25 protein-coding genes are annotated in these 23314 nt (G+C 53.7%); 12 read left to right on the top strand and 13 right to left on the bottom strand.

Translation table 11 applies throughout. The annotated features are described in order from the left end of the window. Nucleotides 1-76: 76 nt before the first annotated feature. The 4 genes from H6F67_RS24355 to H6F67_RS24340 all read left to right on the top strand — a co-directional run bounded on the left by H6F67_RS24355 (nucleotide 77) and on the right by H6F67_RS24340 (nucleotide 1795). A complete protein-coding gene (locus tag H6F67_RS24355) occupies nucleotides 77-433 on the top strand; it encodes a hypothetical protein (protein ID WP_190769246.1) in 357 nt (118 codons plus the stop codon). Nucleotides 434-498: 65 nt separating this feature from the next. Further along, nucleotides 499-747, top strand: a complete 249-nt coding sequence (locus H6F67_RS24350) for a hypothetical protein (RefSeq protein WP_190769245.1) — start codon at nucleotides 499-501, stop codon at nucleotides 745-747. Nucleotides 748-790: 43 nt separating this feature from the next. Next, complete coding sequence (locus tag H6F67_RS24345; RefSeq protein WP_190769244.1) at nucleotides 791-1159, top strand: hypothetical protein; 369 nt, start codon at nucleotides 791-793, stop codon at nucleotides 1157-1159. 261 nt (nucleotides 1160-1420) lie between these two features. Then, nucleotides 1421-1795, top strand: coding sequence for a helix-turn-helix transcriptional regulator (locus H6F67_RS24340; RefSeq protein WP_190769243.1), 375 nt, complete (start codon nucleotides 1421-1423; stop codon nucleotides 1793-1795). Nucleotides 1796-1848: 53 nt separating this feature from the next. Here H6F67_RS24340 and H6F67_RS24335 read toward each other — a convergent pair whose 3' ends face one another. Together H6F67_RS24335 and H6F67_RS24330 are read right to left on the bottom strand one after the other, a co-directional pair. After that, complete coding sequence (locus H6F67_RS24335) at nucleotides 1849-2874, bottom strand: SDR family oxidoreductase (RefSeq protein ID WP_190769242.1); 1026 nt, start codon at nucleotides 2872-2874, stop codon at nucleotides 1849-1851. Between the two features lie 18 nt (nucleotides 2875-2892). After that, nucleotides 2893-3405: a DUF6335 family protein gene (locus H6F67_RS24330; protein WP_242020780.1), complete on the bottom strand. Its 513-nt coding sequence runs from the start codon at nucleotides 3403-3405 to the stop codon at nucleotides 2893-2895. A gap of 234 nt (nucleotides 3406-3639) precedes the next feature. Between H6F67_RS24330 and msrA the strand changes: the two genes are divergently transcribed. Beyond that, entirely contained in the window at nucleotides 3640-4293 is a 654-nt protein-coding gene (gene msrA, locus H6F67_RS24325; protein ID WP_190769241.1) for a peptide-methionine (S)-S-oxide reductase MsrA, read from the top strand. Between the two features lie 3 nt (nucleotides 4294-4296). Here the strand turns inward: msrA and H6F67_RS24320 are convergent, their stop codons facing one another. Continuing rightward, a complete protein-coding gene (locus H6F67_RS24320; protein ID WP_190769240.1) occupies nucleotides 4297-4713 on the bottom strand; it encodes a hypothetical protein in 417 nt (138 codons plus the stop codon). A 153-nt stretch (nucleotides 4714-4866) separates the two neighbouring features. On the opposite strand from H6F67_RS24320, the gene H6F67_RS24315 reads away from it, so the two are divergent. Continuing rightward, nucleotides 4867-5382, top strand: a complete 516-nt coding sequence (locus H6F67_RS24315) for a peptidoglycan-binding protein (protein WP_190769239.1) — start codon at nucleotides 4867-4869, stop codon at nucleotides 5380-5382. On the opposite strand, the gene H6F67_RS24310 is transcribed toward H6F67_RS24315, so the two are convergent. Further along, entirely contained in the window at nucleotides 5366-6469 is a 1104-nt protein-coding gene (locus H6F67_RS24310; RefSeq protein ID WP_190769238.1) for a hypothetical protein, read from the bottom strand. The genes H6F67_RS24315 and H6F67_RS24310 overlap by 17 nt on opposite strands. 278 nt (nucleotides 6470-6747) lie before the next feature. On the opposite strand from H6F67_RS24310, the gene purD reads away from it, so the two are divergent. Next, nucleotides 6748-8040: a phosphoribosylamine--glycine ligase gene (gene purD, locus H6F67_RS24305; protein ID WP_190769237.1), complete on the top strand. Its 1293-nt coding sequence runs from the start codon at nucleotides 6748-6750 to the stop codon at nucleotides 8038-8040. 126 nt (nucleotides 8041-8166) lie between these two features. Next, complete coding sequence (nblS, locus tag H6F67_RS24300; protein ID WP_190769236.1) at nucleotides 8167-10191, top strand: two-component system sensor histidine kinase NblS; 2025 nt, start codon at nucleotides 8167-8169, stop codon at nucleotides 10189-10191. On the opposite strand, the gene H6F67_RS24295 is transcribed toward nblS, so the two are convergent. The 5 genes from H6F67_RS24295 to H6F67_RS24275 form a co-directional block, all read right to left on the bottom strand. Then, nucleotides 10169-10510, bottom strand: a complete 342-nt coding sequence (locus H6F67_RS24295; protein WP_190769235.1) for a zinc ribbon domain-containing protein — start codon at nucleotides 10508-10510, stop codon at nucleotides 10169-10171. The two genes, nblS and H6F67_RS24295, sit on opposite strands and share 23 nt — an antisense overlap. Nucleotides 10511-10630: 120 nt before the next feature. Beyond that, nucleotides 10631-11488, bottom strand: coding sequence for an SDR family oxidoreductase (locus H6F67_RS24290; protein ID WP_190769234.1), 858 nt, complete (start codon nucleotides 11486-11488; stop codon nucleotides 10631-10633). Between the two features lie 101 nt (nucleotides 11489-11589). Further along, nucleotides 11590-11961 (bottom strand): hypothetical protein, encoded by a 372-nt coding sequence (locus H6F67_RS28250; protein ID WP_277874628.1) that lies wholly within the window; start codon nucleotides 11959-11961, stop codon nucleotides 11590-11592. 162 nt (nucleotides 11962-12123) lie between these two features. Beyond that, nucleotides 12124-13419, bottom strand: coding sequence for a DUF3747 domain-containing protein (locus H6F67_RS24280; RefSeq protein ID WP_190769233.1), 1296 nt, complete (start codon nucleotides 13417-13419; stop codon nucleotides 12124-12126). A gap of 62 nt (nucleotides 13420-13481) precedes the next feature. After that, the gene (locus tag H6F67_RS24275; RefSeq protein ID WP_190769232.1) at nucleotides 13482-13907 is read right to left on the bottom strand and encodes a DUF3887 domain-containing protein; all 426 of its coding nucleotides are present in this window, start codon (nucleotides 13905-13907) and stop codon (nucleotides 13482-13484) included. 323 nt (nucleotides 13908-14230) lie between these two features. Here H6F67_RS24275 and H6F67_RS24270 point away from each other — a divergent pair, with 323 nt between their 5' ends. Continuing rightward, nucleotides 14231-14425: a hypothetical protein gene (locus tag H6F67_RS24270; protein ID WP_190769231.1), complete on the top strand. Its 195-nt coding sequence runs from the start codon at nucleotides 14231-14233 to the stop codon at nucleotides 14423-14425. Between the two features lie 115 nt (nucleotides 14426-14540). Here the strand turns inward: H6F67_RS24270 and H6F67_RS24265 are convergent, their stop codons facing one another. The 3 genes from H6F67_RS24265 to H6F67_RS24255 all read right to left on the bottom strand — a co-directional run bounded on the left by H6F67_RS24265 (nucleotide 14541) and on the right by H6F67_RS24255 (nucleotide 18636). Continuing rightward, the gene (locus H6F67_RS24265) at nucleotides 14541-16037 is read right to left on the bottom strand and encodes an ATP-binding protein (protein ID WP_190769230.1); all 1497 of its coding nucleotides are present in this window, start codon (nucleotides 16035-16037) and stop codon (nucleotides 14541-14543) included. A gap of 97 nt (nucleotides 16038-16134) precedes the next feature. Next, nucleotides 16135-18258, bottom strand: coding sequence for a cation:proton antiporter (locus H6F67_RS24260; protein ID WP_190769229.1), 2124 nt, complete (start codon nucleotides 18256-18258; stop codon nucleotides 16135-16137). Nucleotides 18259-18396: 138 nt separating this feature from the next. Continuing rightward, entirely contained in the window at nucleotides 18397-18636 is a 240-nt protein-coding gene (locus tag H6F67_RS24255) for a hypothetical protein (RefSeq protein WP_190769228.1), read from the bottom strand. Nucleotides 18637-18764: 128 nt separating this feature from the next. On the opposite strand from H6F67_RS24255, the gene H6F67_RS24250 reads away from it, so the two are divergent. From H6F67_RS24250 to H6F67_RS24240, 3 genes are all read left to right on the top strand, one after another. Beyond that, entirely contained in the window at nucleotides 18765-19337 is a 573-nt protein-coding gene (locus H6F67_RS24250) for a DUF1802 family protein (RefSeq protein ID WP_190769227.1), read from the top strand. A gap of 253 nt (nucleotides 19338-19590) precedes the next feature. Beyond that, entirely contained in the window at nucleotides 19591-20817 is a 1227-nt protein-coding gene (locus H6F67_RS24245) for a ParM/StbA family protein (RefSeq protein ID WP_190769226.1), read from the top strand. A gap of 179 nt (nucleotides 20818-20996) precedes the next feature. Then, nucleotides 20997-22001 (top strand): hypothetical protein, encoded by a 1005-nt coding sequence (locus H6F67_RS24240; protein ID WP_190769225.1) that lies wholly within the window; start codon nucleotides 20997-20999, stop codon nucleotides 21999-22001. A 38-nt stretch (nucleotides 22002-22039) separates the two neighbouring features. Here the strand turns inward: H6F67_RS24240 and H6F67_RS24235 are convergent, their stop codons facing one another. After that, nucleotides 22040-23314: a cell wall metabolism sensor histidine kinase WalK gene (locus tag H6F67_RS24235; RefSeq protein WP_190769224.1), complete on the bottom strand. Its 1275-nt coding sequence runs from the start codon at nucleotides 23312-23314 to the stop codon at nucleotides 22040-22042.

Raw genomic sequence — 23314 nt, 5'->3', positions numbered from 1 at the left:
ACCGCAGCGATCGGGAATCTCGACGCCAGATGTAGTGAGCTTGCACTACAATAGAAGAGTGAGTAGAAATGATTTTATGCAGATTGGTCGCTTCTTTGCATTGGGACAAGGCCGCGTCGGTCAGTACCTCTCTCCCCGTGTGTTAAATGTGCGATCGCCCTTTCGCCGCACGAGTTTAACCGGACCAAGCCAGTTTTGCTGCATTGGATTTGGCAGCTTGCGGCAGGCGCAAAAATTTCTGCGATCGCTTGCTCATCCTGGTTTGAGCGTTGAACTGCGGCAAAGTCAGATGTTCAAAAACTCCAGCTATGAAGTTGTGGTGCGCGATAGACCCGACCTTGCTTCCACCCTTGCTGCCTGGGAACGTCAAATCGCTTCGCGTCCTGAAAGGCTGACGGTTATTGCGCCTGAAACCGCACCTGTTGCCGCTTGATGCAGCCCGTGCAGTTGTTGTGAATTTGCACTACAATAGAATCATCAACTGCTTCCCCCATCATCATGTCGAAGCACTACGTTTTGAGTCTTGACCCGTCCGCTGAATATGAATGGGATCGCTGCGTGTTGCGCGACCCGATCACCGCTGAACGTCCGGATTTGGCAAGGCTCGTTGCCGAATCATTGGGCGATATTCCCGCTGGTGCTTATCTGCTCTCGGTCAACGTAGAAGTCACGGTCTTAGAAAACGCCAGCCTGCCGCCCAGTCCGATCGCAATTGCGCCTCGTGCCCAAGCGCTGATTGCGTCATAACCTGTTGCCTCGTTTTGTATTGCTTATTACTTGTTGGAGTGTTATGAAGCTCAGCCAGTATCCTGCTTTGATTGACCAAGCCGCTCAAGCGGTGAATGACCTCGATCGCCAAATTCTCGATCTGCGTCAGGACATCGCCGCGCTAGAAGGCAAAGCCGAAGTCATCGTTGCGTTTGAATCGACGCTGAAGAACGACAATCAGCGCAAAGCCCGCCGCTTTGAAATTCTGCAAGAAAACGATGAGTATCAGCAGCTTCTCGGCAAGCTTGTTATGCTCACCTCACAGAAATCGAACGGCCTTTCTCACCTTGAATATCTCCGCAACCAGTTCAGCGTTGCCAAGCTCGAAGCACGCTGGGCGATCGCCGAAAAGCTCGTTGGCCTCGAATCGCGTGAGCTAGTCGGGCTGTAGGGCGATCGATTGGTAGCGATGCTCCTCGTGCCCGATCCGATAGGGATCAGCAACGCTAGCCGCGAAGCGCTCTTGGCAGGAATCGATCCCTCTGTCCCCTTAACAAGGAGGATTTTGAGGGGCGGTTTGGCTCCCTCCTTGTTGTGGGGTTGGGGAGGATCAATGCCTGTTAAAACGCTGCCAGGGATGAGGGGCAAAGTCTTAAACCGCAAGCAGACAAAACCGATCGCGTCTGTTTGATTCAATTCTGGGTGAGGAAAAATGCACACGGTAGCCGAAGCGATTCGCGAGCTGATGGAACTTCAGCAGATGAGCGTCCGCAAAGTCTCTGCCCGCATTGCTGAACAGCACGGCGGCAGTCCGAGCGGCTACACGCAGCAAATTAGCCGCATCCTCAACGATCCCACTTATGACCCGACTCTTTCCACCGTCCAAAAAATTCTGTCGGCGCTCAATGTCTCCCTGTGGCAGACCAAAACGCCGATCGAACCCAGTGCACTCAGTGGCGAAGCCATCGCTCAACTGACCACCCGTCTCGATCAGCTCAGTGCAGATGTGGCCGACCTCAAGTCGGAAATGAGCGACCTGAAGCGAATGCTCACTACTGCACTTCAGCGTGAACCTGTTTCCCGTTAAAGCAAAAAGCGATCGCGCTTCAGGCGATCGCTTTTTGCTTGCAATTCTCAGCTTTACATTGGCTTATCTAGTGCGCTGTTGAGTAGAACTGCGATTCCAGTTGCGGCCAAAGCAGCAGTTGTGCCCCATTTGGCGATCGGATTGCGATCGAACCAGTCCAAGAAGCTCGGAATTGTCAACTGGCCGAAGTCCCCTTCGACGCGATCGTATCCGAGTTCTGGCGGAACTGCTTCAAACACGTTGCTAGGTGAATCTGCCGATTTTGGTTCGGGCGTTTTCTGGCCGGGAAAAGCGATCGCCAGCAGCAAGCTATCGGCCACTTTGGGCGCGATGCGCTGAAGCAAATCGACCACGCGACCCACATCCCCCACAATCATGTCGCGAGTCGGATGCTCAGCCGCATACAGAATCGAATCGGCCACCAGTTCCGGCGAATAGTAGGGCGGCACTCCGGTTGGCTTCACGCCCAGCTTGGTCTGCACCTTGTTGTAGTAGGGCGTGTTGATTACGGCGGGCAGAATGTTAGCGACGTTGATGTTGTAGCCTTCGTGCATCAGTTCCAGCCGCATCGCGTCAAGAAAGCCTTCAACGCCGTGCTTTGAGGCCGAGTAGACGCTTTGATAAGGCAGCGATCGCCGCGCTTCCACCGAGGTAATGTGAATCAGCGATCCTTGTCCTTCCCGCTTCAGGTGCGGCAAAGCGGCCATCGCTCCGTATGCCTGTCCGTTCAGGTTGACATCAATCACGCGCTTGAATTCCTGCGGCGTTAGCTGATCAAACGGCGCAATGATTCCGGTCGCGGCGGCATGTACCCATGTATCGATGCGTCCGTATTCCTGCACGGCTTTGGCGGCGATCGCTTCCACCTGCTCATATTCAGCTACATCAGCGGGAACAGCGATCGCCTCGCCGCCAAAATCGTGAATTTCGCCAACCAACGTGGTCAGACCGTCGATACTGCGGCTGGCAGCAACCACCTTTGCGCCCTGCTGAGCAAATTTTTTGGCCGTGATTCGACCAATTCCACTAGATGCGCCGACAATGACGGCGACTTGATCCCGGATGGGCTTAAGCTGCATTTGATTTAATCCTTTTTATTAAACTTCCGTTTCGTCTGTGTAGTCGCTCAGAGCAGCGTCGTCTTCATCGGCCATTTGGCGGCGATCGCGGTAATCATCCGAAGACATTGGGTCGAGTTCCCAGCGGCGATCGTCACGCTGATCGAGAATTTCAGTTGTGCGTAGAAAAGCTCGATCGTCCATTTCCAATCCAACCGCTGCACCCAATTCATCGACGATGTCTTGATCCGGCGTCGCCACCGTTCCGCCTACCGCTTCATCGCCGACCGCATTCGCTTGTTCCCAGTTGGCATCAATATCGCCACCCGTCAAAATCGGACTGGCTTCGTGCATTTCGCTGGCGCGATCGCGCATCACTCGTCCGCCAATGTTCGATCCGGGCAAATCGTGAACGCCTGTGCCCAGCGACTCCGTATATTCCTGGGGAATGTCATCGTCGTTGATGATTTCTTCATCCTCGTCTGCATCGGCTACCGGCGTGCCATCGCTAAAATCCGCCATCGACGGTTTGTATTTATCGTCTTCGACCATGACTTTATCCCTAACTTCACATTTGTTATCTATTACTGAAGTTACTGAAGGGCGATCGCACCAAAATCGGTAATTAGACAGAAAAAGCTGCCGTTGTTCAACAGCAAAAGGTAGAAGTTGGGCGCACTACCCAACTTAATAAAATTTTTGCTCAACCGCTTGGGAACTCGTCTGCCCGAAACTTGCGAGCAAGGATAAAATTAGTAAAGAAACATTACAAAGTAGGAATGCCTCATGGTGCTATTTGGATTTGGTAAAAAACTTTCTCTACCGAAACCAGAAGAAGCGCTACCCGGACGCGCCGAACCGCTACCCGTGCCGGACAAGCACTTCGTCAACGGCCACTCAATCAAACCGCCGTTTCCAGACGGCATGGAAAAAGTGATCGTTGGCATGGGCTGCTTTTGGGGCGCAGAGCGCAAATTTTGGCAGCAAGACGGCGTGTATGTAACGGCAGTTGGCTATGCAGCAGGCTACACGCCCAACCCCACCTACCAAGAAGTCTGTAGCGGCATGACCGGACACAACGAAGTGGTGCTAGTCGTATTTGACCCGAAGATCATTCGCTTCGAGCAAATTCTCAAAGTGTTTTGGGAAGGCCACGATCCGACGCAGGTGATGCGTCAAGGCAACGACATTGGCACGCAGTATCGATCGGGCATTTATGTCTACTCTGAGGAACAGCGTCGCAGTGCCGAAGCTTCACGAGCCGCCTACCAGCAAGCGCTTCAGCAGGCAGGATATCAAGCGATCGCGACGGAAATTCTCGATGCGCCGGAATTCTATTACGCCGAAGGCTATCACCAGCAGTATCTCGCCAAAAATCCCGGTGGATACTGCGGCTTGGGCGGCACAAACGTCTCTTGCCCGATCGGTCTGACCACCTAGCCGTTATTGAACCGGACCGCCGAGCGCATCGGATTCGGTTGGGAAGTAGTGCAGCGTGCCGCCAGAGGTGTACTGCACTGCTGCCGTGACGCGACCATCCCGCCGCACCAAACAGTAGCCGCGATCGACGCCATCGCGAATTTGCCACAGCACTTGTGCAATGCCCTCTACGCTTCTCGCCGTTCCGGGTGCAACCATCACTTGCGATTGCGATACGTTCTGAAGCCGTAGCACCCAGTTTTGACAGCCACTAAGCTGCGCCGATCGCACGTTTTGAGCGGGCGCAGGCTGATTGGGTCGCTGCGCCGGACGCTCCGGACGCGATGTCGGTGCCGTAATCGGCGGCGAGAAAACCTGAGCGATCGCCATATTGGGAATCGATGCCGCTAGCAGCGCGACTGTCCAAAAAATTCCTTTCATTTTTCTCAATCTCGATCGCAGTGTGCAGCACGGTCAATATCGATACGATATCTCATCCTGCACGCTAGCAAAATTCTTGACCTGGAACAACTCTATCTTCTCTCACAGTTCTATAGTGAAAACATTCAACTATTGGTGTGATGAGGAGTGTGAATGATGAAAGCTTGGGTGCGAATTGCCATTGTGATCGCGCTAATGTTAGGATTTGCGCCTGCTGCGATCGCACAGGTTTATCAGCGGGGCAGTCGGGGCGAGGCCGTCGAGCGAATTCAGTTGCGGTTGGGCATCGGCATTGATGGCATCTACGGACCCGCAACCGAAAGCGCCGTGCGAGATTTTCAGCAGCGGCGCGGCTTGCCCGTCGATGGCGTTGTTGGTCCCGACACGCTCAGAGCACTCGGCTTGTCTGATTTGATTGTGGATGGTAGCAATCCTCCTGGCAGCACCAGCAGCCCTTATGTTGTCGTGGTTCCCGGAAATACCACTGTTTTGCTCAATCAAGTCCGGCGCTTTCAGCCTGCGGCATTTTTGGCGCGTTCCGATCGCGGTGCATACATTCGGGCTGGCGCTTTTGCCCAGCGATCGCTGGCCGAGCGAGTGTCACGCCAGCTCCGCGACAATGGACTGGATGCTCGCGTTGCGTATCGTCCGGCTACCACAGCCCGATGACGGGCGGGCGCGGAGAAAAGTCGGCCTCCGGTTGCTCACCGGGATTCTCAACAATGAAATCGATGATGTTGTTGGAATTGTCCATGCGGCAGTAACCGGATGCACCGCTGCTGGTGCGCCACTCGACGATCGCATTTCCTGCCACGTCGGGCGACCCCGAAAACACAGTTGCATTCGCCGGAGAAAATACATCCGCGACAAAAGTGCGACAGGTTTGCAACTGGTCGATCGTCGCTTGTCCGCCTCCGGGTGACGGCGAAGGTGTCGGGGTGGGCGTGGGATTGCTGCTAATCGCAACGGATGTGACCGTATTGAGCGGTTGCCCAACATTGAGGATCAATCCTTGAACATTGTTGGACAGAAATACTTGATTGCCGCTGTCTTGATTGAGCGTGTAGCCATTTTGCTGAGCAGTGGCGATCGCTCGATTTTTCTCTAGCCCGACCAGCGTTAGCGGGTTGAACGCTCCGGGTGACGGCGAAGGGGTAGGCGTCGGCAAACTCGTCACTTCCACCGAACTGACGGTATTGAAAAAGCGACGAATGTTCAAAATAAGCTGCTGCTGATTGTTCGCCATTCTGACGCGCTGGGGGTCGCTGGCATCCGTGAGCGCATAGCCGTTTTGCTGAGCCAGACTAATTGCTTCATCTTTGTTTAGATCGCGTAGCGATTGCGGATCGAACGGCGAAGGAGAAGGACTGGGCGTTGGACTGGGCGTTGGGCTGGGGGACGGACTTGGACTCGGACTGGGCGTGAACTGCGTTTCATAACGCACAACTTGATTGCTGGCGTTGACGACGCAAAAGCCTGCGGTACCGTCTTTAAGCTGCCAGTTGACGCGGGCATTGCCTTGATTGTCCAAATCGCCGCCACTGCTGACGGTAATGTCTGCGGCGGGAACCTGCGGAAAAACGCTCGGAAGAAAATTTCGACAGGCGGTAAGCTGAGTGTCGGTGACGCGCGGCTGAGCGGTCGCTCCTGCTGCTGTCCAAGTAAGCGATCGCAGCGCCACTGCGCCACTGCCCAGCGTTACTGCCCCCCCCGTAACCGATAGCGCGATCGCAACTAAAATGGGTTTGTACACCACACACCCCCAAGCAACTGTATAAGTGAACCAATAGCGCCCATTGCATTCGATCGCGTCAGCCGTCGATTTCCTCTGCAAAAGGCAATTTTTTCTTTATTTTGCCCTGATATCGTAAATTTTCACCTCCGTATCCGTATTTCCACTTTGAAATCTGCCTGGAGATACAGGCCGAATGCTGACGCAAACTCAACTGCAAAAGGCTGAATGCTTGCTCGATCGCGCAGGCGTGAGATGATGGGGCAAGGATTAATTACTGTAGAAGCGGCACGAGTGGGGACATGAAAGTATTAGTCGTTGGCAATGGCGGACGGGAACACGCCCTTGCTTGGAAGCTTTTGCAGTCCGATCGCGTGCAAGAAATTTTTTGCATTCCGGGCAATGGCGGCACGGCTAGCCTGCCCCGCTGTCGCAATTTGGCGCTTTCCGTCACGGATTTTGAAGGCATGAAGCGATTTGCCCTGGTCAACAACATCGGACTGATTGTTGTGGGGCCAGAAGTGCCACTCGCAGCGGGAATTACGGATGCGTTGCGATCGGAAAATCTTACGGTTTTTGGCCCGACGCAGGCCGGAGCGCAAATTGAATCTAGCAAAGCTTGGGCAAAAGCGCTGATGCAAGCAGCGAACATTCCCACCGCTCGATCGAACGCCTTTACCGATCGCACCGCTGCTCTTTGCTATCTCGAAACGCAAACCGCTCCGATCGTCATCAAAGCAGACGGACTCGCGGCAGGCAAAGGCGTAACGGTTGCCGAATCGATCGAGGAAGCCAAAGCTGCGATCGCTGCCGCCTTTGACGGTCAGTTTGGCGCGGCGGGCAACTGCATCGTGATCGAAGAATTTCTTGCAGGCCAGGAAGTTTCGATCCTCGCCTGCACGGACGGACGAACAATTCGCCCGCTGTTGCCCGCCCAAGACCACAAACGCATCGGCGCAGGCGACACCGGAGCCAACACAGGCGGCATGGGTGCTTATGCTCCCGCTCCGATCGCCACGCCCGAAATGATGCAGCGCGTTCAGCAGGAGATTTTGGAGCCTGCGATCGCCGCCCTAACCAATCGTGGCATCGACTATCGCGGCATTCTCTATGCCGGATTGATGATTACACCGGAAGGCGATCCGAAGGTGATTGAGTTTAACTGTCGGTTTGGCGACCCGGAAACTCAAGTGATTTTGCCCTTGCTGGAAACTCCGCTCGATCGCGTCCTGCTGGCCTGCGCTCAGCAGCAGCTAGAGAAGCTGCCTCCCCTAGAATGGAAGCCGGAAGTCTGCGCTTGCGTGGTGATGGCCGCAGGTGGCTATCCCGATCGCTACCAGAAAAAACTGCCGATTACCGGAATTTCCCAGGCGGAAGACCAAGGCGCGATCGTGTTTCAGGCCGGAACGATTCTCAAGCAAAATCAGCTTCTGACCGATGGCGGGCGCGTTTTGAACGTGGTGGCGACTGGGGAAAGTTTCGATCGAGCATTTGAAACGGCCTATCGAGCAGTTGACTCGATCGAATTTGAAGGGAAATATTACCGTCCCGACATTGGCTATCGAGTGCGGCAATCCAGCCTGACTTCACAATAGGCAACGAACTTTACAAAGTGTAACAATAGGTTCACAATCGAAAGCAGATTTATGATCAAACTATCTTTTGGCAGCTGCTGCCAAAAGATTGCGATCGCTGTTGTTACTCGTCACTCAAGATTCGCCTTGCTCACTCTGCTTGCCAAACTGCGAGAACTTATTGCCCGCTGGTGGTCAAAGTTTGCCCTGCAAACGCGCCTGATGGCAGCGGCAACCTTGGTTGTGTCGCTGATTATGAGCGGCCTCACCTTTTGGGCAGTCAATACCATTCAGCAAGACGCTCGCCTCAACGACACGCGATTTGGGCGCGATTTGGGCTTGCTGTTGGCGGCGAACGTCGCGCCCTTGATCAGCGAAGACAACCGCACAGAGCTGGCGCGATTTTCCCATCGCTTCTACAGCAGCACCTCCAGCGTTCGCTACATGCTTTATGCCGATGAAGACGGCAATATCTTCTTTGGCATTCCCTTCTCAGAATCGGAAGTGCAAAACTCACTGACGATTCGCCGCCGCATGAATCTGCCCGACAACTACGCCCAAAATGCGGACTACCCGATGGTGCGTCAGCATCTCACACCCGATGGCGAAGTTACCGATGTGTTTGTGCCGCTGGTTCACGACGGCAAACATCTCGGCACAATGGCGATCGGCATCAACCCGAATCCCACTGTCGTCACGTCGTCGCATTTAACCAGGGACGTGACGATCGCTGTTTTCGTCTCCATCTGGGTGATGGTAATTCTCGGCGCAGTCTTCAACGCCCTCACAATCACGCAGCCGATTAAAGAACTCGTGGTTGGCGTCAAAAACATCGCTGCCGGAAACTTCAAGCAGCGCATTGATCTTCCCCTTGGTGGCGAACTGGACGAACTGATCGTTAACTTCAACGAAATGGCTGAAAAGCTAGAGCGCTATGAAGAGCAGAACATCGAAGAACTGACGGCAGAAAAAGCCAAGCTGGAAAGTTTGGTGGCAACGATCGCGGATGGAGCCGTGCTGCTCGACAACCAGATGCAAATTGTCCTAGTGAATCCGACCGCTCGCCGCTTGTTCGGTTGGGAAAATGAAAACCACATCTTAGGTGAAAACGTCCTCTATCATCTGCCAGAACCTGTTAAGTCAGAATTGGCGCAGCCGCTCTATCAAATTGCCGCAGGCGAACCGATCGACGCGCACCACGATACACACAGCGTCTCAGGCGGCTATCGGGAAGGTACGGAATTTCGGATTACGATTCCTGAACCGACCAATCGCACCGTCCGCATTCTGCTCACAACCGTGTTTGACCAGTATCGCGAAAGCGTCCGAGGCATCGCGATTACGGTTCAAGACATCACGCGCGAGGTGGAACTCAACGAAGCCAAAAGCCACTTCATCAGCAACGTTTCCCACGAATTACGCACGCCTTTGTTCAACATCAAGTCGTTTATCGAAACGCTGCACGAATACGACGAAGATTTGACGGAAAAACAGCGACGCGATTTTCTGGAAACGGCCAATCGCGAAACCGATCGCCTCACGCGATTGGTCAACGATGTCCTTGATTTGTCGCGGCTAGAGTCGAACAAGCGCTATCAGTTTGAAGCGGTCGAAGTGACGCAGGCGATCGAGCAAACCTTACGCACCTACCAGCTCAACGCCAAAGACAAAGGCATCACGCTCGTTCAAGACATCGAGCCGGAACTGCCGACGATTTGGGGCAATTATGATTTGCTGCTGCAAGTTCTCACGAATCTGGTTGGCAACGCCTTTAAGTTCACGCCCGCAGGTGGGCAGGTTGCCATCCGCGCCTATGTGCTGAATCCTGAAATTCCATCGCATGTGCGGATCGAAGTTGCAGATACGGGAATCGGCATCGACCCTGAAGACCAAGAAGCAATTTTCGATCGCTTCTTCCGCGTGGAAAATCGCGTCCACACCTTGGAAGGCACAGGCTTAGGATTGTCGATCGTCCGCAACATCATTGAAAAGCATCAAAGCGCTGTCCACCTCGTCAGCGAAGTCGGCGTGGGCACAACCTTCTGGTTTGATCTGAAAGTCTTTGAAGAATCCTGCCCGATCGATCGTCCGCCCCGCAAAGCGTCCGTCGGCAACGAAGCCGAAGCCATCGCGCTGAGTTCCACCGAACCTACAGCGCAATCATCAAGCTAATCACAATTAGACCAATCACCACCAGCAACGCCGCATTGCGCTGTAGCCAACCGCCAAGGCTGAAGCGCGGCTTGTAGACGGGCGTAGCAATCGACTGGTTGCGATCGACATACAGCGTACATTCACGGGCATAAGGTCGCTGCGGAAAATTGCAGGTGTCGTCTGCATCGTACTGGCAGCTTTGACACAAGTAGGCTTCACCTTCGGCGCGATGCAGCGGAATGCCCGGATGCCCAAAGGCTTTGAGCGAAGTGCGGCAATAGGGACAGGCGATCGCTTGGGCATCGATCGGCTGGTGGCAGCGCGGACAGTCAGGCATCGGTTCCAAAGAAAAGCGTTGACTTGATCCTAGCTTGCTGCAAGCTGTAAGCAAAAGGGGCGACCCGCTCGCGATCGCGAAGCTTGCGGAACGGTGTCGCTCCTCTTCACGACTGCAATTTTAGCCGTTCACGACTTCGCCGCCGTTCGGGTGCAGAATTTGACCGGACATGTAGGACGAATCACTCGATGCCAAGAAAACGTAAGACGGTGCAACTTCTTCCGGCTGTCCGGCGCGGCTCATTGGCACTTGCTGACCAAAGGTTGCCACCTGCGTTGCTGGAAAAGTTGCGGGGATCAGCGGTGTCCAAATTGGACCAGGAGCAACTCCATTGACGCGAATTTTCTTATCGATCAGGGCTTGCGAAAGCGATCGCGTAAAGGCTACGATTGCGCCTTTTGTGGATGAATAATCCAGCAGTTGTGGATTGCCTTGGTAGGCCGTTACGGAAGTTGTATTGATAATTGCGCTGCCTTCTTTGAGATGCGGCAAAGCAGCTTTGGTTAAGAAGAACATGCCGAAAATATTCGTGCGAAACGTGCGCTCTAGCTGCTCGGCAGTGATGTCTTCCAAGCTTTTTTGCGGATGCTGTTCGGCAGCATTATTAACCAAAATGTCAAGCTTTCCAAGGCGGCTGATCGTTTCTTTCACAAGCTGCTGACAGAATTGCTCATCGCCGATGTCACCCGCCATTGTGATGCACTTGCGGCCTTCTGCTTCGACCAGGCGTTTGGTTTCTTCGGCGTCTTCATGTTCGTTGAGATAGGCGATCGCCACGTCTGCACCTTCTTTAGCGTAAAGGATCGCAACCGATCGCCCGATGCCGCTGTCGCCTCCGGTAATCAGCGCGACTTTGCTTTCAAGCTTGCCTGCTGCCTTGTAGGTGGATTCTCCGCTTTTCGGCTGCGGTGTCATTTCGGATTGCACACCAGGCTGCTGGTCTTGATGTTGGGGTGGCTGAAGTTTTGTGATATCCATGATTTGTTTTCTCAACTGTTTTTTATCGATAAATTCAAAGAAGAGGGACACAGCATTGCTGTATCCCCTTCGTCCAAGCAAATCAAACTAAACTAGAGAAATTAGCGCCACTCGCGCTCGCCGTCTTCGTTGACTCGCGCCATACGAATTACGTCGGAAATTTCTTCTGCATCTTTAACGTGATGCAGCGCTTTTTGCGAACCGTCTGGTTCATCCACAACAAAGTAGGTCGGAACCGTGATGTGATCGCCTGTGATGTCCGGCGCGTCTACGGCAACCTGCTTGGCTTTCTCTTCGATCGACATTGAATCGTCAATGCGATCGCCCGGATTGGCAGTGAGATTATTACCTTCGCGCAGCAGTTCTTCTTTTTGTGCCCGCTTTTGTTCCGGATCAACTTCTTCCGGCGTCATCGGCTGATTAATCCGGCCTTCTTCTTGTTTGGGCATCGAATCTCTATCGGCTGTAGCCATATCAAAGTCCTGCTTTATTCAATACTTCAATTGATGGCTTTAGCTTAGAGAATCTATTCGTCAAAATCTTCTTTCAAATGAGAGAAATCGATCGCTCCAAGCATCCCTAAAAAGGTAGGGTGAAGCGATCGATCTCGCTAGGTAACTGTCGCGATCGCTGTACTAACGACGCACGCAGTTGAGCATTCGCAGCGTTGCTGCCGCCGCATAGTTGCGACGCGCCGCACTGTTTGGCTCAAACGCGGTTCCCTGTTCGTTCACAGGCGAGGCTACACCGCAGTAGCCAGACATTTGCGTGACCAAACTGGCCGACCAGTGGCTTGCCGTGTCCGAAAAAGTGCGCGGCGCTTGAGTTTGCGTCAGTTCGGGCGATCGACCCCTGAGCGTATTTCCATACTCTGCCGCTCGTCGCAACACGGCCAGCAGTTCTGCACGAGTGACGGGCTGTGTCGGACGGAATGTACCATCTTGATAGCCGCTGATGATGTTGTTTTGGCGAGCAAACTGAATTTTGGCGGCACTCCAGCGATCGCGCTGCACATCCGGATAAGGGTTGCTGCTGGCACTGGTGGGAACGTTCAAACTCGCGCCGGGAACTTGCCGCAGCGCATCGATCACCATCGAAACAAGCTGCTCTCGCGTCACCGACTCTAGCGGACGGAAGGTGTTGTCCTGGAAGCCAGAGATAAAGCCGCTCTGCACCGCCTGCCGAATTTCATTCGCGTAGATGTCTGTATTAATGTCCCGTAGATTGATTGGGGTGGGAGTTGGGGTCGGAGTGGGAGTTGGTGTCGGAGTGGGAGTTGGTGTGGGCGTTGGGCTAGGAGAAGGAGTGGGAGTCGGCGTGGGCGTGCGAGTTGGGGTCGGCGTGGGTGTGGGTGACGGCGACTGAACCAGATCAAGGGGTGCGTCGTGCGTTAGATAAAAGTGACCAAGTGGGCGATCGTTAAATGTCCGACGGGTAAATCGCCAGCCCGGTTCGAGGACAAGTTTGGCAAAGCCCGGAGTAGCGCCGCTGGCACGCGCGATCGTGAGTTCCCGACGAGTGCGTCGATCGCTCGGTGCGCCCAGCAGCACCAGATCGCCATTGCGGTTTGCGACGCGCAGGCTGTACTGCAAGCCGAGGTCTTGACCTGCAACCCGAATCGAGTAGCCATTACTGTCGGTGGCGCGTCCGCAAATTCCAGTAAAGTCAAACTCCAGCAGCAGCGGCGTCACCGTCACCGGATTGCTGCCCGACTCGGCATAGCAAGGCCGCGCATCTGTAAGCTGCTGAACCACCAGCAACTGGTGATTGCCCGTTGTGCCCACCGGAGCGGCGATCGCAATAATGCGCGATTGGTCAAGGTCTTGCTGACCAAAAGTTGCAGCGAGGGCAGCAACCGTCGTGACGATCGCGCCCGTAGTGGCTGCTGCCGCAGCGATCGTTTTCAATGAACGGCGAAGAGAACGTTTCATAGTCAAGCGAATGAAGCACCTTTAGCTGATTAGATGTGAATTGAATGGGTGGCGGACGTCGGCTATTCTTCCTGCACCAGATCAAAGCTGACGGCTTGTCCGGCAGGATTGAGCGTGACGTAAATACTTCTGCGCCCGTTGGCAAATTGTGCTGAAACGATCGCCATCGTGCCGCCAACCGGATTTTCCAGCGGAACGGTGCGCGTGTCGCCGACCTGCTGCAAGTCGCCATGCAGCGCAACTACATCGCTCCAGGTTTGGCGCAGCGTTTCTGGCGTGACGCTGGTATTGGCTGGGTCATACAGATTGCGGGCGGCAGCGTAGTCGCCGCTGGAGAGCAGCGAAATGAGCGACTGCGCGGTGGCGGCAGCACCGGAGGCTTGAGCCGTCAATTCTGTGGGGGAGGATGTTTGTGCGATCGTGGGTATGCTGCTGGTTGCTGCACCAAGCGTCAGTGCGGCAATTGCCAGGATGAACTGAATTTTCATGAAATTTCTCCGAAAGACTCAAAAGATGCAGAACCAAGCTAACTCAAAACCCTACTTTGTCCTGCATTTCTTAAGGTTTGTCACGATCGCGTTCGTACTTTCAGCCTCGCGATCGCGGACGCTTAGTTACAAGTCGATACAAACTCGCTTGAGATCAAAATAATCTGCCATATTAGCAAATAGCGAAGGTTAGAACGAAGATGGAAACGCCACCTGCCGCTTTTCACGGCGATCGATCGCTGCTGAGAATTGCTGCTCGTTGCCTTGGCAAGCAAAGGCTGACAAACTACAAATTCTTTGATTGAGAACAATTAGAAACCGATATGAATCCGAACGAGTTTACGCAGTGTTTTAACCTTGCCAAAGCGCTTGATTTGGTCATTGCCAGTCGCAAGGTGAACGGAGTGCTTTATGTCTACAACGCCGCAGGTCAAGCCAAACCTTGGGACAGCTTTGCGGCAGAGTATCCGCTAGAGCGGTTGCAAGCGATGGTGAATCGCAGTCAGCAAGCTCACTAGTGCTGTGCTGTGGTGGGTAGCACAAAGGTCTAGACTCGGCTGCACCTCGACGCAGGACGGAGCAGCTTTGAAACCGCAGCGATCGCATTCGTTCAAACTTTTGCGATTCGCTGCCTCACGACGCGATCGGCAGCCAAACGTAGAACGTGCTGCCCTGTCCCAGCACGCTTTCGACCCAAATTTTGCCATTGTGCTGCTCAACAATGCTGCGGCAAATCGCCAGCCCCAAGCCCGTGCCGCCTTTTTGCCTGGAATCTGAAGCATCAACCTGTTGAAATCGATCGAAGACAATTTGCAGTTTGTCAGCAGGAATGCCACGTCCTTGATCTTGAACGGCAATTAGCACAGCGTCCGGGCTGCCTGCTTTCACCTGAGCGCTGATCCGAATGCTGCTTCCGGCTTCCGAGAATTTGATCGCATTGCTCAACAGATTGGTGAGCGTTTGCAAAAGCCGATCGCTATCCGCCCAGATTGCCAGATCGATCGGTTCGGCAATCAGCTTGATTTGCGATCGATCGGCCATGACCTGCATTGCTTCGATCGCCAAAGCAAGCAGATCGGCGAGATCGCAGCGGCTTTTGCGAATCGTGATTTTGCCTGATTTCATCTGCTCTAGATCGAGGATGTCGTTAATCAAGCGCATCAAGCGTTCCGTGTTGGTGGTGGCAATTTTGAGGATGTGCTGTCCCTGCTCGCTGAGGGTTCCCAGTTCGCCAGCAATCAGCAGATCGAGCGCTCCCACCAGCGAAGTGAGCGGCGTTCGCAGTTCGTGGCTGACCAGCGAGATAAATTCGTTTTCGAGGCGTTTGCGATCGGTGATGTCGTTGACGATGTTGAGCGTGCAGGGTAATCCTGACAGTTCGATGCGTTCTAGCGACAGCAAAACAGTTTTGGCCTCGCCGGATTTGGTGCGAAATTCACATTCTTGATTCAGCAGGACGCCATCCTTCAGCAGCAGTTGTACGGCAGTGGCATAGGTAGCCGGAGCGATGCCAAGATTCAGTTCTGCCGTTGTGCGATCGATCAGTTCTGCTTTGCTGTAGCCGCTGATGCGCGAAAAGCTGGGATTGACTTCGACAAAGCGGCCTTCTGCCAGCGTGGTAATGGCGATCGGGCTGGGACTGGCGCGAAAAGCTTTGACGAATTTTTCTTCGGCCAGTTCATGGTCGCGAATTTCCTGCTGCAAGCGGAGATTTTGCGCCTGTAGCTGTCGCTGAAGCAGTTGCGTGGTCAGGTGCGTTTCGATCCGGGCGAGCACTTCCTCAACGTGGAACGGCTTGGTAATGTAGTCCACGCCACCGACTTCAAACGCTTTGACCTTGTCGAGCACATCTTCAAGCGCGCTAATGAAAATGACGGGAATATGGCGAGTGCGCTGGTCTGCCTTGAGCCGCCGACACACTTCGTAGCCGTCCATTTGCGGCATGTTGACATCGAGCAAAATCAAATCGGGCGGTGCAGCCTGTGCGCCTCGCAGACCGGATGAGCCTTTGGTGACGCTTCGCACCTTGTAGCCCTGGGTACTCAGTAAAGCCGACAGTAGCTCTAGATTTTCTGGCGTGTCATCGATGACCAGAATGTTAGCTGGCAGCGCAGCGATCGATTGATACATTACGCAATCTGGCGCAGTAAATAATGCTTCTATGCTGCCTCTAGTTTGCTTGGCAATCGCCTCTCTTTGCAACAATTCGTGACTTGCTGATCGAACTTCAGCGCAGCGGCACAGGCTGTGTCGTTCCACCGGACTGCATCATCACCATCGATCGCTGCGGTTCGCCCAGCAGCACAACCGAGCAGGTAAGCTGGCGCGTCACTTGCTCAGTGACGTTACTGATCGTCAGTTCACCCAGGCTGAGCCGCTGTCGCCGCGATCGCAGCACAACCAGATCGTGCGCTCGTGCAGTTTCAGCGATCGTACCGGGAATGTCGTCGTTGCGGACGACACGCAAATCAAACGTGCGATTCGAGGAATATTTGTGCACCAGCAGGTCAAGCTGATTTTCCAGCCACGCCAGCCGCACCGGAGACAGATGGCGATCGGCCACATGCAGCAGCGTAATTTGCGCCTGATTGGTATCAGCCAGCGCTTCGGCAAAGCGGACGCTACGCAGCGCATCTTGCGTCATGTTTTCGATCGGCACTAGAATGCGGCGAATTGTGCTGGGAGCGGCTAACAGGCGCGAAACCGCAACCGGACAATGTGCCGCCCACAACACGCTGTCAATTAAATTGCCAAAGGCACGAGCGCGAAAGCCAGATGTGCGTCCCCAGCCCAGCACGATGAAGCTGGCGTTTTGCTCGCGGCTGGCGTGGCTGATGCCCTGCGCGATCGCGTCGTCAATGCGTAAGATCGGGTCAGATGCAACGCCAAACTGTTCACAAATTTCGCTAGCGCGGTTGAGTAAGCGCTGCGATCGCTGCAAGGCATGGCGCAACTGTGGCGCATCCATCATTTGCGTGTGCGGATTCGTGATCGCCAAGGGCATGACGCGCCCGCCCGGATGCGGCTTCACCAGCAAGGCGGCCAGTTCGATCAAATACTGCTCGGTGTCAGGATTGTAAACGGGCACAACCACGACAGGTTCGGCTTCTGGTTCTTCGCTCAAGTCAAGCGCAAAGGCTCCGCTGCTTCCGGGCGCAGACGACGCGATCGTTTCTGGAACCGTCAGACCGATCGCGCTGCGAGCCGTCAGCAGCGGTCCTCCAGTCGCCGTCACCAGCATCAGCACAATTACGCTGTTCAAAATATCTTCAGTCAGCAGACCGACGCGATAGCCCACCAGCGTCGCGGCAAGCGTGGCAGCAACCTGCGGCAGTGAGAGCGACCACATCACAATCATTTCGCGCCAGCTATAGCGGTAGGCCAATTTTGCCAGCAGTGCCGCGCCAAATTTGCTGCCGACTAAGCCGAGGACAACCGCGATCGTCACTTTAATCGCGCCCAAACTGCTGATGAAGGCAGGAATATTAATCAGCAGTCCCAAATCCACAAAGAAAATCGGAATGAACAGCACGCTGCCGACAAACACGACCTTTTCCTTGACCGGACCATCGCCGATCGCACTGTTGACCGCAAGTCCGGCCAAGAACGCACCCACGATTTTTTCCACGCCGATCAGTTCTGCGCCCAAAGCCGACACAAACACAACCAGCAAAATAAACAAAAACTGATTGCCTTCCTCACTGCCCGATCGCCGAAAAAATTCTTTGCCCAGCCAGCTAAAGCCAAACAAAATAATCGCTGAATAGATCGCCAGCGACAGCAGCAGGCGAATCAAGCTGAACGTGGTGAAGTTGCCCGCATGAATGCCAACGCAAACGGCCAAAACCAGCAGTGCGCCGATATCGGTGAAGATCGTTGCGCCGATCGTTACCATGACGGCTTCGTTGTTGACCAATCCCATGCGGCTGACGATCGGATAGGCCAGCAGCGTATGTGAGGCGAACAGCGACCCAATCAAAATCGAAGCGTTCCAGCCAAAGCCGAACATCCGCCCGACGATCGTGCCGACAATCATCGGCACAATGAACGTAAAAAAGCCAAACCCGATCGATCGATTGCGGGTGTGCTGAAACTGCTCAATATCAACTTCCAGCCCTGCCACAAACATCAGATACACCAAACCGATATCTGAGAGCAGCTTCATCGTCTCGGAATCGGTCGAGAGCAGATTTAGCCCGTTTTGTCCGAGTACGACGCCTGCTGCCAACAGTCCGAGCAGTCCCGGCAGTTTGATTCGCTCAAAGCACAAAGGCACGATCAAAATGACGGCCAGCAACAGCGCAAAGGTAACGATCGGCTCGGTTTGATTAATGACAAGCAGGATGGGCATCAGAAAGTGACAGGAGGTGAAGGGTTGAGACGGTCGCTGATCAAATTACAGCAGATTACAGCAGATTCCCTGCCATTTGAGCGACAGGCACGGCAGGCCGTGCCCCGACATATTCGATCGCCCTTCGTCTTGGATGCTTTATCTAAAGCACTTGACGCGATGCCAGGTTTTATCGTCGTCTTGGCAGTAGTAGCAGCCTTCCCACCAGGTACAGGCGACATATTCCGAATCGACAAAGCGGCTTTTGGCAGGCTGCTCGTCGCTGAGCGCTTCGACGACTTCATCTTTGCGATCGCTGCCCTGAGCTGCAACTTGGCTGAGCGTCTCCTGAAGCGATTCGGGCAGAGTTTCGTCTGAAAGATAAATTTTTCTAGCCATTTCGATAATTTCTGCAAATCATGACAATTAATGCTGTTTTAGCTTGCGGATGCGATCGAGTTCCACTTCCGTAAGCATTACTTAAAATTGATGGCATCAATTAGTTCAGCTCGATTCACGAAACAGCCATGTTGAAATCAGCACTCAAAGAATGGGCAGTGGCAACCGAAGCACTCGCACGCGGCGAAACGATCCTGCTGCTGCGTAAAGGCGGCATTCGTGAAGTCGGCGGACGCTTTTCGATCGAGCAGTCGCGAGTGTGGCTGTATCCAACCCACGAGCATCAGCAAGCCCAACTCCTCAAACCGTTTTACGCCGATCAGCTTCAGCTTGTCGAAATCGATTGGCATCCTGAAATCGTGACCATACAGGCATTTGCAGACATCACCGAGGTGTTTCAGGTCAGCGATCCAAACGTGGTGTCGGCCTTGCTGCCCTTTCACGTTTGGAACGAAGCGTTTGTGCGCGATCGCCTGCGCTGGAAAGCTCGTGAGCCGCTGTATGTCCTGCTGCTGCGCGTTTTTCGGCTGGATACGCCGCACCAAGTTCCGTATCGATCGCAATATGGCGGCTGCAAATCGTGGATTGAACTGGAAGAACTTTCGACCGAAGGCGCGATCGAAGTTTTGAGCGATCGCGCCTATAGCGAGCAGGTGAGCGCAATTCGAGCCATCATCGCGGGAACGGGCGCTTCCGTTTAGCGACGCGATGATCAGCGATCGCTCGAACCATTTGAAAGATTCCTCGACCTAGCCACGATCGGCCTGAGGCGATCGGCATGAAAGCTGGTGCTTCACGTTTTTTCGATCGTTCTTCGTTGAGTTTTATAAAAAACTAGACGCTGCCCAAATTTTCCGATATGCTTTTGGCATGAAACTAGTACTTTTGTACCAAACGCTTTAACGCCCTCTGCCTGCACAGCATTTTACCTTGTCCTTTACCCCCAAGCGAACCATGCCAGATTTAATCGCCGCGATCGACAACGGTACGTCCGAAAGCAAAATTTTGTGGCAGCGCTTGCCCGACGGCGCGATCGAACTGATGCGAATGGGGGCAGAAGTGCTGGAAGTCTCTTCTGCCGATTTGCTGGACATGGGCTTGTCTGGCGGCAGACCGGAAAACGACGCCTACATCAAACTGCCAGACGGTAAGCTGTTCGTGCTGGGGATGAAGGCGCAAGGGCTGCGCGGCAAACCGCCCGTCAAGCTGTCGAAATACGTCCCCGCCGCTTACAAGATTGTGGCCGTTGTGGGGGCGATCGCTCAGACCGCAAATCTACCGAGCGCCTTTTCCGTCTGCCTCTCCACACTTTTACCGTATGCCGAATATCAAGACCGCAGCCGCTTCGTGGAACTGCTGACGCGCCACCTCAACAGCTTCGAGTTTCGCGGCACGCGCTACAGCGTCACGATCGATAGCCTCGATGTGCGCCCGGAAGGAGCCGGACTTGCCCAAAACCACCGCAGCGCCAATCCCAATGCTTTTGCTCAGCAAAACATGCTGATGCTGATGCTCGGCCAGCGCGATGCGTCCTTGTTGCCCTTCAAGCAAGGCACTCCGCAGCAAGGAATTGGCGAACACTTGGGCTTTGTCGAGTTTCAAGACGATGTGGTGCGGCGATCGGCACTCAACCTCAGCGTCCGCGACATGGCTCGCCTGCCCGAATATCTGTTTCAAGCGCGACAGGCTCCCGCCTATGTTGCCCGCATTGCCCGCATGGTCGTTGGCGATTTGGAGGTGGAACACAAAGCAGCACAAATTCAGGCGGCGATCGATCAGGCTGAAGCTCGCTACCTCAACAACCTGTTTAGCTGGCTGAAAACCATGCTCGGCCAAGACCTGTATGAACTCGATGAAGTCGTCGCGTCGGGCGGCGCAGCCCTTTACTTCCGTCCGGAAATTGAAGCGTTCTTTGCCGACTATCCCAACCTGACGCTGTTTTGGCAGGAACCCGTCACCGAACTGATCGAAGCAGATTTGGACGGCGCGATCGAACCCAGCCTTGCCTTTCGCCTCTTCGACGTGTACGGCAGCTTCCGCGTCCTCGCTAGCAAAATGAAAAAGCTGGCTGCTTTGCCTGCACCCGAACCCGAAGCAACGCTCTCCGAAGCGGTTGCCGCCGTTCTGCCCGAACCGCGCAAGAAAACGACGCGATCGACCCGCAGTCGCGTCGAAGCGTAAGCCAACCTGTTTGAATTGGGCGATCACCTCCTGTTCCAGATGGCGTGGGGGCGATCGCCTCATACCTGCTGTCGCGTTACGATCGACTTTGCATAGGTTTGATCATGTTAATATTAACTGCCTCCATGCATCAAACAATATGACACTGTGAAATAGTTGCCCTCAAATAACCATCAATTATGTCCAAACAGTCTGAATACCGATGGATGCCCAAGAGAGGAGTTGATTTAGAGGCAGTAAGTAGAATGCGTGCACATTTTCGCAAGCCTCTAGAGCCAATGGGCGAAGCATGGTTTATGGGTGAACAAAGGCGAATGTTTCACGAATTGATGGAGCAGCCGATCGAAGAAGTTTCAGTCAAAATATTGTCGAAAGCATTGACCGAAATATCATCTGGAATCTTTTGCTTTGGTCATCGAGATGAGTGGGACGGATGGTTCAAATATCTGTTGCCTGATCTAATCGTTCGCAGCCATGAGATGGCAGATTACTCAGCGTTGCTGCTTCAAGATGTTGTAAGGGCATTCATCAATGTTTATTGGAAAGGAATTCCACAGGAGTATGCTGAATTTCGGGAAGATGTGATTAATTCGCTGTCAATGTGTTTAATGAGTGCTGATCTATGGTTCTCTTATGAAGATGAAAAGACAAAAGACTTTTACTCTAAGTTTAAGTTTCAGATTTGGACTAATAAACGTGGAATTCGCAAGATGAACTGGGACGCAGGTAGAGCAGACTGTAATCTCTCAGCCATGATGTTTTTCTGCTTGAAATATCTCAAGCCGCAGGAAATTTCATCGTGGTTGCACTCGTGCATCTCAATTCGCGATCCTTATTGGAGAGGTGCATTGATGGTGTGGTTATTAGGAATTTATGACCTACTGCATGAATTCGTAATTACTCCTTCTCAAATTGAAGAAGCAATTCCCGCAATTTGGCAGAAATCTCGTGGGCTTGGTTCTGGTGCTGGTTCACTCGAAGCCAGTTACGTCCTGATAGAGAAGTACAACGATAACAAAGAATTTCTTCCCAGCGAAAACATTCGTATGTTTCGAGAAGCAGTCGATCGCTGGATTACCAAGGAATTGATTCTAGATTGGAAGAAATTATTTTCGCTCGATTCATTTCTTCTAGAAAGTACCTACAACGTGCCAGAGTGTTTGCTTGCAAAAATAGAAAGTTGATTGTCGCTGAAAGAGATCGATCGCCCCACCCCACTCACTTAAAGCGAGGGCAACATCACCGTGAAGCAAGTGCCTTGATTGGGAGTGCTGTCAACTTGAATTTCGCCTTGATGGGCTTCGATAATTGTTTTAGCAATTGCTAATCCCAACCCCGATCCGCTGGTGGTTCCGGCCTGCTTTCGGCTGCGGGCTGAATCGACTCGATAAAATCGATCGAACAGGTTGGGAATTGCCTCAGCCGGAATGCCAATTCCGGTATCTTGCACTTGAATTTCTAGCTGTCCTAAGTGCTTGTGAGGTGTTGCAGTGACTTGAACTTTGCCGCCAGATGGTGTGTATTGAACGGCGTTGCTCAACAGATTGGTAAAGAGACGAATCAACTGATCGCGATCGCCCAGCATTTCTAATCCACCACTTATCTCTAAGCTAAAGGTGATGTTTTTTTCTAATGCGATCGACTGCTGTTCCTGCACGACTTCTGAAAGTAATTCTTGCAGATTCAAGCGATCGCTGCGGCGCGGTGCAATGGCGCTATCTTGACGTGCCAGAAACAGCAAATCATCAACCAATCGACCTAAACGGCGCGTTAATCGTTCGACCACTTCAAGCTGCTGATGCTGCAAATCCGGGTCAGGATCGGCCAGCGCCACCTGCACATTGGTTTGGATGACGGCGATCGGATTTCGCAGTTCGTGCGATGCGTCTGCGGTGAACTGCTTGAGTCGCTGATAGGAATCGCGGACAGGAGCCATTGCCAACCCAGACAAAAACCAACCGATCGCCCCGACAATTGCGACCATCAGCACAATTCCTAAGCTGAGGTCAAAAATCAGTTGGCGGCTCGGTTTCGTGACTTCAAACCAGGGATGACTGACGCGCAAATAGCCCAAAACCTGCCGCCCCACTTCGACCCGCTGCGTCACCTGCCGAAGCAGCAGATCAACGGTTTGATGCACCGTTTCGCCACTGCTGGGATGCACAGGTAGGTTTAGGGGCATGTCGAGCGTAGACCACAGCAGATCTCCGGTTGGGCTGAACCATTCGAGATCGATGTGGTCGTCTTCCGCTGTGACGGCGTTGTTGCCAAAGCTGGCTTCCAGGTTGAGGCGGAAGGGAGGCTGAGCGGGGTCGTTGACGGATTCCACAACGATCGATCGCTGCACCACCTCGACGACATGATTGAGCGTGTCATCCACCCGCTCAACTAAGGTGTGCCGCACATACAGATAAAAACCTGTTGCAAACAGCAGCAGCAACACCGCCGTCACAGCGCCATACCAGAGGGCGAGTCGCTGCCGAGTCGCTTGAAACAT

The organism is Microcoleus sp. FACHB-1515 (genome assembly GCF_014696105.1).
Lineage (GTDB): Bacteria > Cyanobacteriota > Cyanobacteriia > Elainellales > Elainellaceae > JAAUTJ01.
This window is presented reverse-complemented; position numbering and strand designations above follow the sequence as displayed.

Excerpts from the sequence above, each read along its gene's own strand:
- H6F67_RS24250 (WP_190769227.1), top strand. The coding sequence starts at position 18,765 with ATGTTGAAATCAGCACTCAAAGAATGGGCAGTGGCAACCGAAGCACTC.
- msrA (WP_190769241.1), top strand. The coding sequence starts at position 3,640 with ATGGTGCTATTTGGATTTGGTAAAAAACTTTCTCTACCGAAACCAGAA.
- H6F67_RS24265 (WP_190769230.1), bottom strand. The coding sequence starts at position 16,037 with ATGTATCAATCGATCGCTGCGCTGCCAGCTAACATTCTGGTCATCGAT.
- H6F67_RS24315 (WP_190769239.1), top strand. The coding sequence starts at position 4,867 with ATGATGAAAGCTTGGGTGCGAATTGCCATTGTGATCGCGCTAATGTTA.
- H6F67_RS24270 (WP_190769231.1), top strand. The coding sequence starts at position 14,231 with ATGAATCCGAACGAGTTTACGCAGTGTTTTAACCTTGCCAAAGCGCTT.
- H6F67_RS24295 (WP_190769235.1), bottom strand. The coding sequence starts at position 10,510 with ATGCCTGACTGTCCGCGCTGCCACCAGCCGATCGATGCCCAAGCGATC.
- H6F67_RS24290 (WP_190769234.1), bottom strand. The coding sequence starts at position 11,488 with ATGGATATCACAAAACTTCAGCCACCCCAACATCAAGACCAGCAGCCT.
- H6F67_RS28250 (WP_277874628.1), bottom strand. The coding sequence starts at position 11,961 with ATGGCTACAGCCGATAGAGATTCGATGCCCAAACAAGAAGAAGGCCGG.
- H6F67_RS24330 (WP_242020780.1), bottom strand. The coding sequence starts at position 3,405 with ATGGTCGAAGACGATAAATACAAACCGTCGATGGCGGATTTTAGCGAT.
- H6F67_RS24280 (WP_190769233.1), bottom strand. The coding sequence starts at position 13,419 with ATGAAACGTTCTCTTCGCCGTTCATTGAAAACGATCGCTGCGGCAGCA.
- H6F67_RS24340 (WP_190769243.1), top strand. The coding sequence starts at position 1,421 with ATGCACACGGTAGCCGAAGCGATTCGCGAGCTGATGGAACTTCAGCAG.
- H6F67_RS24320 (WP_190769240.1), bottom strand. The coding sequence starts at position 4,713 with ATGAAAGGAATTTTTTGGACAGTCGCGCTGCTAGCGGCATCGATTCCC.
- H6F67_RS24235 (WP_190769224.1), bottom strand. The coding sequence starts at position 23,314 with ATGTTTCAAGCGACTCGGCAGCGACTCGCCCTCTGGTATGGCGCTGTG.
- H6F67_RS24240 (WP_190769225.1), top strand. The coding sequence starts at position 20,997 with ATGTCCAAACAGTCTGAATACCGATGGATGCCCAAGAGAGGAGTTGAT.
- H6F67_RS24275 (WP_190769232.1), bottom strand. The coding sequence starts at position 13,907 with ATGAAAATTCAGTTCATCCTGGCAATTGCCGCACTGACGCTTGGTGCA.
- H6F67_RS24255 (WP_190769228.1), bottom strand. The coding sequence starts at position 18,636 with ATGGCTAGAAAAATTTATCTTTCAGACGAAACTCTGCCCGAATCGCTT.
- H6F67_RS24335 (WP_190769242.1), bottom strand. The coding sequence starts at position 2,874 with ATGCAGCTTAAGCCCATCCGGGATCAAGTCGCCGTCATTGTCGGCGCA.
- purD (WP_190769237.1), top strand. The coding sequence starts at position 6,748 with ATGAAAGTATTAGTCGTTGGCAATGGCGGACGGGAACACGCCCTTGCT.
- H6F67_RS24355 (WP_190769246.1), top strand. The coding sequence starts at position 77 with ATGCAGATTGGTCGCTTCTTTGCATTGGGACAAGGCCGCGTCGGTCAG.
- H6F67_RS24245 (WP_190769226.1), top strand. The coding sequence starts at position 19,591 with ATGCCAGATTTAATCGCCGCGATCGACAACGGTACGTCCGAAAGCAAA.
- H6F67_RS24345 (WP_190769244.1), top strand. The coding sequence starts at position 791 with ATGAAGCTCAGCCAGTATCCTGCTTTGATTGACCAAGCCGCTCAAGCG.
- H6F67_RS24350 (WP_190769245.1), top strand. The coding sequence starts at position 499 with ATGTCGAAGCACTACGTTTTGAGTCTTGACCCGTCCGCTGAATATGAA.
- H6F67_RS24260 (WP_190769229.1), bottom strand. The coding sequence starts at position 18,258 with ATGCCCATCCTGCTTGTCATTAATCAAACCGAGCCGATCGTTACCTTT.